This is a genomic window from Streptomyces sp. NPDC028711, assembly GCF_055565415.1.
The window spans coordinates 596,830-610,789 of the sequence record NZ_JBVHUJ010000004.1 but is presented as its reverse complement, the minus strand read 5'-3'; the positions used below and the strand labels follow the sequence as shown (position 1 = coordinate 610,789).

The following is a 13,960-nucleotide window of genomic DNA, read 5'->3' as shown; positions in this document are numbered from 1 at the left end:
ATCGGCCTCCGCACGGAGGAGGCGGACCGAACGGCACGTCAGACGGACCGGACAGCACGTCAAAGACCGAGCGCAGCACAGGACCTGACCAGAAGTCATCCACGAGGGGGAGAGCAGTGCCGGACGTCTGCCCGGGTGTTCCCACCCCTGCCGTTGCCGCGACCCGCGGAGCCTCCACATCCGCCGTACACAAGGGGTTTATCCCCGCCGAAGGCGCGGCATCGGCGAGAAGAGCGAGTGCATCGCACCACCGGCCCGGACGGACGGAATCCCACGCGTGACGGAGCATCCCACCTCCCACGAAGGCCGGCAGCCCCTGGCTGCCCGCCCGCAGGAACGCGCGCGCCCTCGCCAGGAGGCGGCGGCCGGCCTGCCCTCCGACCTGCCCTCCCAGGCGGGCGGGCCGACGGCCCCCGGTGCGGACGTGCCCCTCACCGGCACCCCTGCGGCGCCCCCGGGCGCCCCCGGCACCGTCGCCGTCGCCGTGTCCGCGCAGCACCCGGGCGGCGTCCGGGGCGGGGACACATCGGCGCGGCGCGAGGGCGAGCGGCTGCGGTTCGTCGGGGCGGCGACCCGGCGCATCGCGCGCGGCATCGACCTGGACGAGATCGTGCTCGGTCTGTGCCGGGCCACCGTGCCGACGTTCTCCGACGAGATCCTGGTCTATCTGCGCGACCCGCTGCCGGTGGGCGACGAGCGCCCGGTGGCGCCGTTCGTGCTGCGCCTCCGCCGCACCGACCGGCTCCGCTTAAGCGATGTGGAGGGCGAGGAGCTCCTTCTCGTACCCGATCCGGATCCGACGCCCGCGGCCGAGCTGTGCGAGGTGCGGTCCGGTGGTGCGCTCGCCGAGGTGCTGCGCGGGGTGCGGCCGGTGTTCGGCGACTCCGCCGCCGCCAGGACCGCGCTGACCGAGCTGCTCGGCCCCGAGCACCCTCTGCCGGGCGGACTGCGGGCGGTCCTCGCCCCGTTGCGCGGCCGGCGCCGGGTGATCGGCGCGGCCGTGTTCCTGCGCCGCCCCGAGCGGGCCGGTTTCGAGCCGAACGACCTCCTCGTCGCGGCGCAGTTGGCCACGCACACCGCGCTCGGCATCGACAAGGCCGTGCTCTACGGGCGTGAGGCGTACATCGCGGACGAGCTCCAGCGGACGATGCTGCCGGACTCGCTGCCGCAGCCGACCGGGGTCAAGCTCGCCTCGCGTTATCTGCCGGCCGCCGAGACGGCCCGGGTGGGCGGTGACTGGTACGACGCGATCCCGCTGCCCGGCAGCCGGGTCGCCCTGGTCGTCGGCGACGTCATGGGCCACTCCATGACCTCGGCCGCGATCATGGGCCAGCTGCGCACCACCGCGCAGACCCTGGCGGGGCTCGACCTGCCTCCGCAGGAGGTCCTGCACCATCTGGACGAGCAGGCGCAGCGGCTCGGCGAGAACCGGATGGCGACCTGTATGTACGCGGTGTACGACCCGGTCTCGCACCGGATCACCATCGCCAACGCCGGTCATCCGCCGCCGATACTGCTCCACCTCGGGGGCCGCGCCGAGGTGCTGCGCGTACCGCCGGGCGCGCCGATCGGGGTCGGCGGGGTGGACTTCGAGGCGGTCGAGCTGGACGCGCCCGCGGGTGCGACGCTGCTCCTGTACACGGACGGTCTGGTCGAGTCCCGGCTGCGGGACGTGTGGACGGGCATCGAGCAGCTGCGGGAGCGCCTCGCGGCGACGGCGCAGCTCACGGGCCCTGACCACTCGCCGCCTTTGGAGGCGCTCTGCGACGACGTCCTCGACATGCTGGGGCCCGGCGACCGTGACGACGACATCGCGCTGCTGGCGGCGCGGTTCGACGGGATCGCGCCGAGCGACGTGGCGTACTGGTTCCTGGAGCCGGAGGACGCGGCCCCCGGCCGGGCCCGGCGCCTCGCCCGGCGGGCGCTCGCCCGCTGGGACCTGGAGGAGCTGACGGACTCGGTGGAGCTGCTGATCAGCGAGGTGGTGACGAACGCCGTGCGGTACGCGGAGCGTCCGGTGACGCTGCGGCTGCTGCGGACGGACGTGCTGCGCTGCGAGGTCGGCGACGACTCGCCCCAGCTGCCCCGGCAGCGGCGGGCGCGTGACACCGACGAGGGCGGGCGCGGTCTGTTCCTGGTGAACCGGCTGGCACGGCGGTGGGGGGCGACCCGGCTGTCGGGCGGCAAGGTGGTCTGGTTCGAACTGGCCACCCCGAGCTGACCGTCCCGAGCTGACCGTCCCGCGCCCGATCCGTGGCGTACAGGAGTGACGAAGGCCGGACCCCCGAGGGGTCCGGCCTTCGTCGTGTCGCTACTGCGTCGGGCGGGTCGTGGGTCCGCCCTCGGGCTCGGTGCCCACGTCCGGCGGCTCGATCGACGGCGGCGGGGAGGGTTCGTCGGTCTCCGTGGGCTTCCCGGTGGGCTCGGGCGGCGTGGTGACCGGGTCCCGCGTCGGCTCCGGCGGCGTGCTGGACGTCGTGGTCGGCGGCGGCGTCGGGTCCGGGGACGTCGTGGTCGGCTCCTCGGTCGGCTCCTCGGGCGCCTCGGTGGTCCGGCTCGGCCCGGGGTCCGGCTCGGTGGGGGCCCAGCTGTCCGTCTCCAGGTCGAAGGAGGCGTCGGAGCCGCCGCCGAGGGCGCGGGTCGTGTAGTCGCCCCAGATCTGGGCGGGCCTTCGGCCGCCGTTGGCGCGGCCCTCCTCGATGGTGTCGGTCAGGGTGGTCTGGGTGCCGTCGGGCTTCTCGCCGAAGAGGGCGACCGCGGTGACGAGTTCGGGGGTGTAGCCCACGAACCAGGCGGAACGGTTGTTCTCGGAGGTTCCGGTCTTGCCCGCGGCCTCGTAGTCACCGGCGGCGCGGAAGCCGGAGCCGCTCTGCACGACGCCCTGCATGGCCTTGGTGACCGTGTCGGCGGCCTCGCGGCTGATGACCTGCCCGCCGATCGGGTTCAGGGGCTCGTGCACGCGGTCCTTGTGCGCGGCGGCCTTCACGAGGGTCGGGGTGACCTTCTTGCCGTGGTTGTCGAGCGTGGCGTACACGCCGGCCATGTCGAGGGTCGAGGCGCCCATGGTGCCGAGGGACATGGCGGGGGTCTCGCCGAAGTCGGGGCCGTCCTTCATGCCGAGGGCGAGGGCCGTCTTCTTGGTGTCGTCCGGGCCGACGTCGACGATCATCTGGGCGTAGACCGAGTTGATCGAGCTGTTGGTGGCCTTCTGGACGGTGACGGGGCCGTAGCTGCGGTCGTCCTCGTTCTCCGGCGCGAAGGCGATGTCGCTGCCGACGACCTTCCGCTTGCTCGTGCCGTCGTAGACCGTGCCGAGGCCGATCTCCCGCCCGTCCTGGGTCTTCGCCCCGGCGTCGAGGGCTGCGGCGAGGACGATCGGCTTGAACGTGGAGGCGGGCTGGTAGTCGCGGCGGGTCGCGTTGGACATCCAGTGCTGGGTGGCGCCGACGCCGCCGTACATGGCGACGACCGCGCCGGTCTTCGGGTCGACGGAGGTGGCGCCGGCCTGGACGGTGGCGTCCTTCTTGTCGCCCTTGCGGTCGAGCTTGGCCTCCAGCTGCCGGTCGACGGCCTTGACGAGGTCCTTCTGCCGCTTCTCGTCGATGTTGAGGGTGATCGTCCAGCCGCCGGCCTTGATGTCCTCCTCGCTGATGCCCTGGCGCATCAGCTCCTGGTTGGCGGCCTCGATGATGTAGCCGGTCTGCCCCTCCATGCCGGGGGCGGGCCTGGGCTTCTGCGGGACGGGGAACGTCATGGCGGCGCGCTCGTCCGCGGCGAGCCAGCCCTCCTCGACCATGTTGTCGAGGACGTAGTTCCAGCGCTCCTCGACGAGCTTGCGGCCGGTGGCGCTGGCGGAGGACCAGTCGTACTGGTTGGGCGCCTGGAGCAGCGAGGCGAGGTAGGCGCCCTGGGCGGTGGTGAGCCGGGTGGCGTCGACGCCGTAGTACGAGCGGGCGGCGGCCTGTATGCCGTAGGCGCTGCGTCCGTAGTAGCTGGTGTTCATGTAGCCGGCGAGGATGTCGCTCTTCTCGTCCTGCTGGTCGACCTTGATGGCGATGACCAGTTCCTTGAGCTTGCGCGTCGCGGTCTGGTCCTGGCTCAGGTAGTAGTTCTTGACGTACTGCTGGGTGATGGTCGAACCACCCTGCTTGCCCTTGCCGGTGACGGTGGACCAGGCGGCGCGGGTGATGCCCTTGATGTCGACGCCGTTGTCCTCGTAGAAGGTCTTGTTCTCCGCGGCGACGAACGCCTTCTGGACCTTCTCGGGGATCTTCTCCAGGCCGACGATCTCGCGGTTGATCTGGCCGGTCCGGCCGATGACCTTGCCGTTGGAGTACGTGTAGATGTTGCTCTGCATCGTGGCCTCGGCGTTGGCGCTCGGCACCGGGACCATCAGGTACACGACGTACAGGGCGCCCATGACGAGCAGGCAGCACACGAAGAACGTGCCGAGGAGCTTCTTCCAGGAGAAGAGGCGGCGCAGGCCGCGTTTCTTCGCCTTGCCCTTGTCCGGTCGGCCCATGTGTCGTGTCGCTCCGCTCGTCGTGTGTCCTGGCGCGCCCGGTCCGTGTCCCGCCCGCGCCGGGTCGGCTCAGCTAGCCAGCTAACACCGACGATGCGGACAAAGGACAACCGATCACGTCTTTTACGGACGTGAGAATCAGCACCCATGCCCAGAGGAACCGACGCTCCGGCGGGCCGGATGGTTGCGTGAAGGAGCGCTTCCACTTTGCCGAGCACCGCTATACATCGCGCGTATACACACCATGTACAGTGACGGCATGTCCATCGGTCACACCCTCCTGGGGCTCCTGGAGTCCGGCCCGCGCCACGGCTACGACCTCAAGCGCGCCTTCGACGAGAAATTCGGCCACGACCGGCCGCTGCACTACGGCCAGGTCTACTCGACCATGTCCAGGCTCCTGAAGAACGGCCTCGTCGTCGTCGACGGCATCGAGGCGGGCGGCGGCCCGGAGCGGAAGCGGTACGCCATCACCGACGCCGGCATCACCGACGTCGCCCAGTGGCTCGCCACCCCGGAGAAGCCGGAGCCGTACCTCCAGTCCACGCTCTACACCAAGGTCGTCCTGGCGCTGCTCACCGGCCGCGGCGCCGCCGAGATCCTCGACACCCAGCGCGCCGAGCACCTGCGCCTGATGCGCGAACTCACCCGGCGCAAGAAGGACGGCGACCTCGCCGACCAGCTCATCTGCGACCACGCCCTCTTCCACCTGGAGGCGGACCTGCGCTGGCTGGAACTCACCGCCGCCCGGCTCGACCGGCTCGCCGAGGAGATCCGCCGATGAGCTCCACACCGCTCCTCCGGGCCACCGGCCTCGACAAGACCTACGGACCGACCCCGGCCCTGGCGGGCGCCTCCTTCTCGCTCCGGGCCGGCGAGGTCGTCGCCGTCATGGGCCCCTCCGGCTCCGGCAAGTCGACCCTGCTGCACTGCCTGGCCGGAATCGTGCGCCCCGACGCGGGCACCATCACCTACGACGGACGCGAGCTCACCGCGCTCTCCGACACCGCGCGCAGCTCCCTGCGCCGTACCGACTTCGGCTTCGTCTTCCAGTTCGGCCAGCTCGTCCCCGAGCTGACCTGCGTCGAGAACGTGGCCCTCCCGCTCCGCCTGGGCGGCGAGAAGCGGAAGGCCGCGGAGGCCAGGGCCGTCGAGTGGCTGGCCCGCCTGGAGGTCGACGACACCGCGGGCAAGCGCCCCGGCGAGATATCCGGCGGCCAGGGCCAGCGCGTCGCCGTCGCCCGCGCGCTCGTCACCGCACCCCGCGTGATCTTCGCCGACGAACCGACCGGCGCCCTCGACTCCCTCAACGGCGAACGGGTCATGCGGCTGCTCACCGACGCCTCGCGGGACACCGGCGCCGCCGTCGTCCTCGTCACCCACGAGGCCCGGGTCGCCGCCTACTCCGACCGCGAGATCGTCGTACGCGACGGGGCCGTACGGGACGCGGAGTGGGCGGTATGACGTTCCGTACCTGGGCCCGCGACCTCACGCTCGGCGCCCGGTTCGCGGTCGCCGGCGGCCGCTCGGGCCTCCTGCGCACCCTGCTGACCGCGACCGGCGTCGGCTTCGGCGTGGCCCTGCTGCTGCTCGCCTCCTCCTTCCCGAACATGCTCTTCCAGCGGGAGGTACGGGAAGCGGTCCGCGCCGTCGACGGCAGCGCACAGGTCACCGCCCCCCGGCCCGACTCCTTTCTCCACCTCGGCCGGAACACCGTCTACCGGGACGACGTCATCAGCGGCCTGCTGCTGCGCCCCGAGGGCGACGCACCCCCGGTCCCGCCGGGCGCCACGGCGTTCCCCGGGACCGGCGAGATGCTGGTCTCCCCCGCGCTCGGCGCCCTGCTCGACTCCCCCGAGGGCGCGCTGCTCAAGAAGCGGATCCCCTACAGGACCGTCGGCACGATCGGCGCGGCCGGACTCATCGGACCGGCCGAGCTGCGGTACGTCGCCCACGTCGACTTCCTCGACGCCGAGAACTTCGACGGGCGCGGAACGCGGTACGGCTGGTCCGTGCCCGAGGAACCGATGAACGCGTTCCTGCTCCTCCTCGTCGTCGTCGCCTGTGTCGTCCTGCTCCTCCCGGTACTCGTCTTCATCGCGACCGCCGTCCGCTTCGGCGGCGAGCAGCGCGACCGGCGGCTCGCCGCGCTCCGGCTCGTCGGCGCCGACACCGCCACGACCCGGCGGATCGCGGCCGGGGAGTCCCTCGCGGGCGCGCTGCTCGGCCTGCTCGTGGGGCTCGGACTCTTCGCGGGGGCCCGGGAGTTCGCCGGGACCTTCACCATCTGGGACGTCAACGCCTATCCCTCCGACGTCGCACCGATGCCCGCGCTCGCCGCGCTCGTCCTCGTCACCGTCCCGGTCTCCTCGGTCGTGGTCACCCTCTTCGCGCTGCGCGGAGTGGTGATCGAACCGCTCGGGGTCGTCAGGACCTCGACGCCGCGCCGCCGCCGGCTGTGGTGGCGGGTCCTGCTCGTCGCGGCCGGCGCGGCCCTCCTCGTCCCGCTCATGGGCGAGGTCCAGGTGACCGAGACCAGCATCGACACCGTGGGCGTCGCGACCGGCACCACCCTCGCCCTGATCGGCCTCACCACACTCCTGCCCTGGCTGGTCGAGGCATGCGTGAAGCGGCTGCACGGGGGCCCCGTGGCCTGGCAGCTCGCCGTCCGCAGGCTCCAGCTGAGCAGCGGCACCGCGGCCCGCGCCGTCAGCGGCATCGTCGTCGCGGCGACCGGGGCGATCGCCCTGCAGATGCTCTTCCAGGCGATGGAGCACGACTTCACGCAGGCCACGGGCGAGGACGCGTCCCGCGCCCAGATCGCGTTCGGCACCGGGGCCAGGACCGCCGGCGAGGCCCACGGGATGCTCGACCGCTTCGAGCGGACCGAGGGCGTCAGCGGGGTGATCGGCATCATCGAGTCGCACGTCTGGCGGCCCGGACCCCTCAAGGGAGGCGAGGAGTTCGCCCCGATGGCCTCGCTCAGGGTCGGTGACTGCGCTTCCCTCGCGGAGTTCGCCGTCCTGCCCTCCTGCACGGACGGCGACGTGTTCGTCTTCCTCGCGCACGGCGCGCAGGGCAACCCGGGCGACGCCCGGGTCACCATGGTCGCGCGGCCCGGCGCCACGGTCGCCCTGCGCGACCCGCATCCGCACCCGAGCGAGCCGAAGCGGCCCGAGGGAACTCCGCCGCCACGGTGGCGCGTTCCGGCCACGGCCCGGATCGTGGACTCCCGCCCCGACCCGACCGGCATGTACCGGTACGGGGTCCTCGCCACCCCGTCGGCGATCGACAGCGGCCTGCTCGACGATCCCCACGCGCAGGCCATGGTCCGGCTCGACCCGACCGTGCCGGACGCCGCCGAGCACGTACGGAACACGGCGGCGGCCATCGACCCGACGTCCTGGGTCCGCGACCTGAAGGAGACCGAGCGGGACGCGGCGTTCTCCAGCGTCCGCACCGGCATCCTGGTCGGCTCCACCCTGACGATGCTCCTGGTGGCGGCCTCGCTCCTGGTGGCGACCCTGGAGCAGCTCAGGGACCGCAAGCGGCTGCTCTCCTCCCTCGTCGCCTTCGGCACCCGGCGCTCCACCCTGAGCTGGTCGGTGCTGTGGCAGACGGCGGTGCCGATCGCCCTCGGTCTCGTCCTCGCCGTGGCGGGCGGGCTCGGCCTCGGGGTCGTCCTCCTGAGGATGGGCGGGCAGCCGGTCACCGACTGGTGGGTCTTCCTGCCCGTCGTGGGAATCGGGCTCGCGCTGATCGCGGCCGTGACGCTGCTGAGCATGCCGGTCCTGTGGCGGCTCATGCGCGCGGACGGCCTGCGCACGGAGTAACCCTCCGGGCGCGTGTACGAGGGGGCGGGCGGCGGTTCCTGGGACCGGGGGGTCTCAGGAACCGCCGCCCGCTCACCCGTACGACCGCCCGCCCCGTACCCGCGCGGTTCAGGAACCCGCCGTCGCGCTCAGCACCCGCACCGGAAGGACCCTCATCGCCTCCCGCAGGGCCTCCGCGAGTTCCTCGAACTCGGCGTGCCGGGCCGCGCCCGTCCGCATCGCGAGGGCGATCCGCCGGGCGGGGGCGGGTCCGGCGAAGAGCCCGGTCCACAGGGCGTCGTTACGGGCGGTCTCGACCGTGACGGCGGTACGCGGCAGCAGTGTCACCCCGAGTCCCCCGGCCACCAGTTGCACCAGGGTGGCGAGCCCCGCGGCGGTGGTGGTGACCTCGGCGCCGTCCGTGCGCCCGGCCTCGCGGCAGATGTCCAGGGCCTGGTCGCGCAGGCAGTGCCCCTCGTCGAGGAGGAGGAGCCGCTGCTCCTTGAGCGCCTCGCGCGGGATGTCGTCCCGTCCGGCCAGCGGATGGCCCTCCGGGGTGACCAGGACGAAGTCCTCGTCGAAGAGCGGGAGTTCGGTGACGCCGGGCACGCCGAGCGGCACGGCGAGCAGCAGCAGGTCGAGCCGCCCGGCCGCGAGCCCCTCCAGGAGCGAGGAGGTCTGCTCCTCGTGGACCTGGAGGTCGAGGTCCGGATAGCGCCGGTGGACCAGGCGCAGGACCGTCGGCAGCAGATAGGGGGCGACGGTCGGGATCACGCCGAGCCGCAGCACTCCGGTGAACGGCGCCTGGGCCGCCTCCGCCTCCTCCATCAGTTCCACGACCGCGTCGAGGACGGCCCGCGCGCGCACCGCGAGCCGCTCCCCCGCGGGCGAGAGCAGCACCTTCCTCGTCGTACGCTCGAGGAGCTGGACACCGAGTGCCTCTTCGAGTGCCGAAACCGCGCCCGAGAGCGCGGGCTGGCTCATGCCGATGGAGGCCGCCGCATCACGGAAGTGCAGATGCTCGGCGACCGCCGCGAACGCCCTGAGCTGCGAGAGGCTCGGCTGTTTGCCCCGGGAGGGGCCGTGCGGGGAGCTGTACGGGGATGCCACTGATAACCACCTTCGATCAACCCGACCCACTCTAGCTATTTCACTGATCAATGCACTCCGTGCCATGCTGTGATCTCGTCCAACCCCCACGGAAGCCCCCAAAAGGGATCCTTCCTGTTCGCAAGGAGAGCGCGTGCTCACTGTCGGTGACAAGTTCCCCACCTACGACCTGACCGCCTGCGTGTCGCTGGAGAGCGGCAAGGAGTTCGAGCAGATCGACCACAAGGCCTACGAGGGCAAGTGGCGCGTGGTGTTCTTCTGGCCGAAGGACTTCACCTTCGTCTGCCCCACCGAGATCGCCGCCTTCGGCAAGCTCAACGACGAGTTCGCGGACCGCGACGCCCAGATCCTCGGCGTCTCCGGCGACTCCGAGTTCGTGCACCACGCCTGGCGCAAGGACCACGCCGACCTGCGTGACCTGCCCTTCCCGATGCTGGCCGACTCGAAGCACGAGCTCATGCGCGACTGCGGCGTCGAGGGCGCGGACGGCTTCGCCCAGCGTGCCGTCTTCATCGTGGACCCGAACAACGAGATCCAGTTCACCATGGTGACCGCCGGCTCCGTCGGCCGTAACCCCAAGGAGGTCCTGCGGGTGCTCGACGCCCTGCAGACCGACGAGCTGTGCCCGTGCAACTGGAACAAGGGCGAGGGCACCCTCGACGCCGGCGCCCTCCTCGCGGGCGAGTGATCTGACATGGCTCTCGACGCACTCAAGTCCGCCATACCGGACTTCGCCAAGGACCTGAAGCTGAACCTGGGTTCGGTCATCGGCAACAGCGAGCTGCCGCAGCAGCAGCTCTGGGGCACCGTCCTCGCCTGCGCGATCGCCTCGCGCTCGCCGAAGGTCCTCAAGGAGCTGGAGCCCGAGGCCCAGGCCAACCTGAAGCCCGAGGCGTACCAGGCCGCCAAGTCCGCCGCCGCGATCATGGCGATGAACAACGTCTTCTACCGGACCCGGCACCTGCTGTCGGACCCCGAGTACGGGACGCTGCGCGCCGGTCTGCGGATGAACGTCATCGGCAACCCGGGCGTGGAGAAGGTCGACTTCGAGCTGTGGTCGCTGGCCGTCTCCGCGATCAACGGCTGCGGCCAGTGCCTGGACTCGCACGAGCAGGTCCTGCGCCAGGCCGGTGTCGACCGCGCCACGATCCAGGAGGCCGTGAAGATCGCCGCGGTGATCCAGGCGGTCGGCGTCACCCTCGACGCGGAAGCGGTCCTCGCCGAGCAGGCGTGACCGTTCGAGCCGTACGAGAAGGGCCCCGGGGCATCGCGCCCCGGGGCCCTTCCGTCACTTCTTGAGCGCCTTCATGAGCGCCAGCGCGTCCTGGGTCATCGGGACGTCGATCCCGGAGAGGTCGATCGGCTCGGTCACGACCAGCCTCCCGTCCACCTCGTGGTCCTGGAGGAACATGTCGAACAAGATCTCCGCCTGACCGTCGAGGATCTGCAGGGATCCGCCCTGTCCGCCGCGGTCGTCGAAGAAGGCCTGCTCACCGATGCCGTCGAGCTCCTGGATCGCGCCGAACTGCCGTGCCCGCACCTCGAACTCGGGTCCCGGGTCGATCGTCTTGTGCAGGGTGTACCTGATGTCGACGCTCTGCCCGGCCTCGGGCGGGCCGAAGGTGACCGAGCATGACGACTCGCTGAGCACCGGTTCGTCCACGCCGACACCGACCCCGTCCTCGCTCCGCTTCCCCAGGACCCCGGCGAGCGCCTTGAGCTCCGCCACCTCGCAGAGACTCTCCACCGCCTTGTACCCGCCGAGGTCAGGGCCCGGTTCCTTCCCCCGCTCGTACGCGTAGAGCCCGCCGCCCCACACCGCCGAGGCCACCACCGCGCCGCCGAGCGCCCACAGCCAGGGGCGGCGGGGCCGGGGCGGGCGCGGGGCCTGTTCCTCCGTCAGTACCTCGGGCGCGTCGAACTCCACGCCGCCCACCAGTTCCGGTTCCGAGATCATCCGCGTTTCCCCTTGCCGGCCGCCGAGCCCGGTGCCGGAGTGGGCGCCACCGCGAAGGCGGTCGCCCCGCGCGGTTCGGGCGCGCTGCGGAGCGCCTGTTCCGTGCTGTACGCGCGCAGGTAGCCGACCACGGTGTTGAGGACGGCGACCAGCGGGACCGCGACGACGGCTCCGCCGATGCCGGCGGTCAGACCGCCGGCCGCGACCGCGAGGACGACGGCCAGCGGGTGGACCCGCACCGCGCGTCCGAGGATGAAGGGCTGGAGCACATGGCCCTCGATCTGCTGCACGGCGAGGACCACGACGAGCACCATGAGGGAGGTGAAGAGACCGTTGGTGACGAGGGCGACGACGACCGCGAGGGCGCCGGAGACCACCGCGCCGACCAGCGGGATGAAGGCGAACAGGAAGATGAAGACGGCGAGCGGCACCGCCATCGGCACTTCGAGGAACCAGAGCCCGAGGCCGATGAAGACGGCGTCGATCAGGGCGACGAGCACCGTGCCCCGCACATAGGCGGTGAGGGTGCGCCAGGCGCGCGGGCCGGCGCCTGCGACGCCCGGCCTGGCCTGGGCGGGGACCATCTTCAGCGTCCACTCCCACACCTTCTTCCCGTCGTAGAGCAGGAAGAGCGTCGAGAACATGGCGAGCAGGATGCCGGTCATCGTCTCGACGACGACGGTGACGCCCTGGAGTCCGACCTGGGTGATCTGTTCGGCGTTGGCGCCGACGGAGTCGCTGAGGTTCTTCGCGATGGCGTTGATCTGCTGCTCGGTCACATGGAAGGGACTGTTGAGCAGCGCGAGCTTGAGCTCCTCGATGCCGTTCTTGACCTGGTCGGACAGGTTGTCGATGTTGTCCATGACCTGCCAGACCACGAACCAGCCGACGAGCCCCATCACGACGAAGCCGGAGACGGCGGTGACGGCGGTGGCGAGGCCGCGGGGCAGGCCCTTCCTGCGCAGCATGGCCACGGTGGGCTGGAGCAGGGCGGTGACGAGGAGCGCGGCGACGAAGGCGAGGACGACCAGCTGCACGGAGCTGATCACCTTCATCAGGACCCAGACCGTCCCGGCGAAGACGAGGAGGCGCCAGCTCGCCTCCGCCGCGACGCGCATGCCCCAGGGGATCGCGGCGACGGGGTCGGGCCTCGCGGCGACGGCCGGCGCGTACGAGGGGGGCGCGGGGACGGAAGGGGCGGGCTCCGCGGTCGCGGCCGTCTCCGACAGGGGGGACGCGGTGTCCGGGTCCTCGTCGGGGCGCGCGGGCGTGGCCGGGGCCCCGGGGGTCCGATCGGCCGGGCGCTCCCGCGGGTCCTCGTACGGCGGGTGGATCGGGTCCTCGCGCTCGGCCTCGGCCCTGCGCTCGTCGAGGCGCTCGCCCATCCGGCTCAGGCTTTCGCCCAGTCGGCCCAGCCACCCTGGCACTCTTGCCATCTCTTTCCTCTTCCCCCCGCCGACGCTGCCCCGCTCGCTCCCCCGCGAGCCCATGGGGCTCCGAACCTACACGCAAGGAGCCCCTCACCGTAGGACGGTGAGGGGCTCCCGAAGGTTGAGCACGCCGGTACTAGTACCAGCGGTTGGCCTGCCAGAACGACCAGGCGCCACAGGGGCTGCCGTAGCGGCCGTCCATGTAGCTGAGGCCCCACTTGATCTGGGTGGCCGGGTTGGTCTGCCAGTCGGAGCCGGCGGACTGCATCTTGTAGCCCGGGAGGGCCTGCATCAGGCCGTAGGCACCCGAAGACGGGTTGGTCGCGCGATAGTTCCAGCCGGACTCGTGGTCCACGATGTTGCTGAAGCACTGGAACTGCGAGGCCGGGATCATCTGGCGAGCCATCGCCTTGACCTCGGAGATGGAGTACGAGCCCTGGGCGGAGAACGACGAGGCGTCACGCATCGACGAGCGGCTGGCGCGCTCCTCCGCCTCCTTGCGCTCCTTCTCGGCCTTCGCCTCGGCCTCGGCTTCGGCCGCGGCCTTGTCGGCCGCCTCCTTCTTCGCCTCGGCGTCCTTGGCCGCGCGCAGACGGGCGGCCTCCTCCGCGGACTTCTTCGCGGCCGAGTCGGCAGCGGCGGCCTGGACGTCGGCCTGCTCCGAGAGGGACGAGACCTGTACCTGGGCCTGCTCGCCCACGGGAATGTCCGCGAGCAGCGTGGTGTCGGCCGCGGTGGCCTCGAAGTTGTCGTCCGAGGGCTGAGCGGCGTTACCCGACGCAACGCCCACGACGGCGCCGACGGTGGTGACCGCAGTGGCCGAAGCCACCGCGAATCCCCGGACCGAGATCCGGCTCACACGGTTTCCTTCCAGCATCGCCCGCATCGGTGACCACGCGGGCGAAATCGTGCCCCTGGCGCTGGTCTCCGACGTACTGGGTCACAGGAGACACGGGCCCGTGGTGCTGTGGGCGGCATACGGCGGACGACTGTTGAGTTGTGCGGGGTTTGTGCGCCTGAAGGTGCACGGGTGCCGTATGCGGGGCCTGACGGAAGCAAGACTCTGCCGGACGGCGACACCGCAAGGCAATTCTGTGTTGCGTGTGAAAGCTCACACCTCGGCAGGGGC

The 13,960-nt window shown here is 71.6% G+C and carries 11 protein-coding genes; 6 read left to right on the top strand and 5 right to left on the bottom strand.

Annotated elements, in window-relative coordinates; genetic code table 11:
* Positions 1-277: 277 nt before the first annotated feature.
* Entirely contained in the window at positions 278-2,221 is a 1,944-nt protein-coding gene (locus ACZ4VK_RS17395) for a SpoIIE family protein phosphatase (RefSeq protein ID WP_468353068.1), read from the top strand.
* 90 nt (positions 2,222-2,311) lie between these two features.
* Here ACZ4VK_RS17395 and ACZ4VK_RS17390 read toward each other — a convergent pair whose 3' ends face one another.
* Positions 2,312-4,522: a transglycosylase domain-containing protein gene (locus ACZ4VK_RS17390; protein WP_468353066.1), complete on the bottom strand. Its 2,211-nt coding sequence runs from the start codon at positions 4,520-4,522 to the stop codon at positions 2,312-2,314.
* A 259-nt stretch (positions 4,523-4,781) separates the two neighbouring features.
* On the opposite strand from ACZ4VK_RS17390, the gene ACZ4VK_RS17385 reads away from it, so the two are divergent.
* The 3 genes from ACZ4VK_RS17385 to ACZ4VK_RS17375 are packed head-to-tail and all read left to right on the top strand — an operon-like array spanning position 4,782 to position 8,355.
* The gene (locus tag ACZ4VK_RS17385) at positions 4,782-5,306 is read left to right on the top strand and encodes a PadR family transcriptional regulator (protein WP_468353064.1); all 525 of its coding nucleotides are present in this window, start codon (positions 4,782-4,784) and stop codon (positions 5,304-5,306) included.
* Positions 5,303-5,986, top strand: a complete 684-nt coding sequence (locus ACZ4VK_RS17380; protein ID WP_468353062.1) for an ABC transporter ATP-binding protein — start codon at positions 5,303-5,305, stop codon at positions 5,984-5,986. The genes ACZ4VK_RS17385 and ACZ4VK_RS17380 overlap by 4 nt, the downstream gene beginning before the upstream one ends.
* Positions 5,983-8,355, top strand: a complete 2,373-nt coding sequence (locus ACZ4VK_RS17375; RefSeq protein ID WP_468353060.1) for an FtsX-like permease family protein — start codon at positions 5,983-5,985, stop codon at positions 8,353-8,355. Before ACZ4VK_RS17380 ends, ACZ4VK_RS17375 begins: the two co-directional genes overlap by 4 nt.
* A gap of 108 nt (positions 8,356-8,463) precedes the next feature.
* Here the strand turns inward: ACZ4VK_RS17375 and ACZ4VK_RS17370 are convergent, their stop codons facing one another.
* Positions 8,464-9,444 carry a hydrogen peroxide-inducible genes activator gene (locus ACZ4VK_RS17370; RefSeq protein WP_468353058.1) on the bottom strand — a complete coding sequence of 327 codons (981 nt, stop codon included), beginning with the start codon at positions 9,442-9,444 and terminating at the stop codon, positions 8,464-8,466.
* Between the two features lie 133 nt (positions 9,445-9,577).
* Between ACZ4VK_RS17370 and ACZ4VK_RS17365 the strand changes: the two genes are divergently transcribed.
* Together ACZ4VK_RS17365 and ACZ4VK_RS17360 are read left to right on the top strand one after the other, a co-directional pair.
* Positions 9,578-10,132: a peroxiredoxin gene (locus ACZ4VK_RS17365; RefSeq protein WP_468353056.1), complete on the top strand. Its 555-nt coding sequence runs from the start codon at positions 9,578-9,580 to the stop codon at positions 10,130-10,132.
* A gap of 6 nt (positions 10,133-10,138) precedes the next feature.
* Positions 10,139-10,678 carry an alkyl hydroperoxide reductase gene (locus ACZ4VK_RS17360; protein ID WP_468353055.1) on the top strand — a complete coding sequence of 180 codons (540 nt, stop codon included), beginning with the start codon at positions 10,139-10,141 and terminating at the stop codon, positions 10,676-10,678.
* Between the two features lie 54 nt (positions 10,679-10,732).
* Here ACZ4VK_RS17360 and ACZ4VK_RS17355 read toward each other — a convergent pair whose 3' ends face one another.
* The 3 genes from ACZ4VK_RS17355 to ACZ4VK_RS17345 all read right to left on the bottom strand — a co-directional run bounded on the left by ACZ4VK_RS17355 (position 10,733) and on the right by ACZ4VK_RS17345 (position 13,690).
* Positions 10,733-11,401 (bottom strand): hypothetical protein, encoded by a 669-nt coding sequence (locus ACZ4VK_RS17355; protein ID WP_468353053.1) that lies wholly within the window; start codon positions 11,399-11,401, stop codon positions 10,733-10,735.
* A complete protein-coding gene (locus ACZ4VK_RS17350) occupies positions 11,398-12,837 on the bottom strand; it encodes an AI-2E family transporter (RefSeq protein ID WP_468353051.1) in 1,440 nt (479 codons plus the stop codon). The genes ACZ4VK_RS17355 and ACZ4VK_RS17350 overlap by 4 nt, the downstream gene beginning before the upstream one ends.
* A gap of 130 nt (positions 12,838-12,967) precedes the next feature.
* Positions 12,968-13,690, bottom strand: coding sequence for an aggregation-promoting factor C-terminal-like domain-containing protein (locus tag ACZ4VK_RS17345; RefSeq protein ID WP_468353049.1), 723 nt, complete (start codon positions 13,688-13,690; stop codon positions 12,968-12,970).
* Between the last annotated feature and the right edge of the window lie 270 nt (positions 13,691-13,960).

Bases quoted from the DNA above. Each gene is read 5' to 3' on its own strand.
- ACZ4VK_RS17355 (WP_468353053.1), bottom strand. From the start codon at position 11,401: ATGATCTCGGAACCGGAACTGGTGGGCGGCGTGGAGTTCGACGCGCCC.
- ACZ4VK_RS17360 (WP_468353055.1), top strand. From the start codon at position 10,139: ATGGCTCTCGACGCACTCAAGTCCGCCATACCGGACTTCGCCAAGGAC.
- ACZ4VK_RS17390 (WP_468353066.1), bottom strand. From the start codon at position 4,522: ATGGGCCGACCGGACAAGGGCAAGGCGAAGAAACGCGGCCTGCGCCGC.
- ACZ4VK_RS17375 (WP_468353060.1), top strand. From the start codon at position 5,983: ATGACGTTCCGTACCTGGGCCCGCGACCTCACGCTCGGCGCCCGGTTC.
- ACZ4VK_RS17350 (WP_468353051.1), bottom strand. From the start codon at position 12,837: ATGGCAAGAGTGCCAGGGTGGCTGGGCCGACTGGGCGAAAGCCTGAGC.
- ACZ4VK_RS17380 (WP_468353062.1), top strand. From the start codon at position 5,303: ATGAGCTCCACACCGCTCCTCCGGGCCACCGGCCTCGACAAGACCTAC.
- ACZ4VK_RS17385 (WP_468353064.1), top strand. From the start codon at position 4,782: ATGTCCATCGGTCACACCCTCCTGGGGCTCCTGGAGTCCGGCCCGCGC.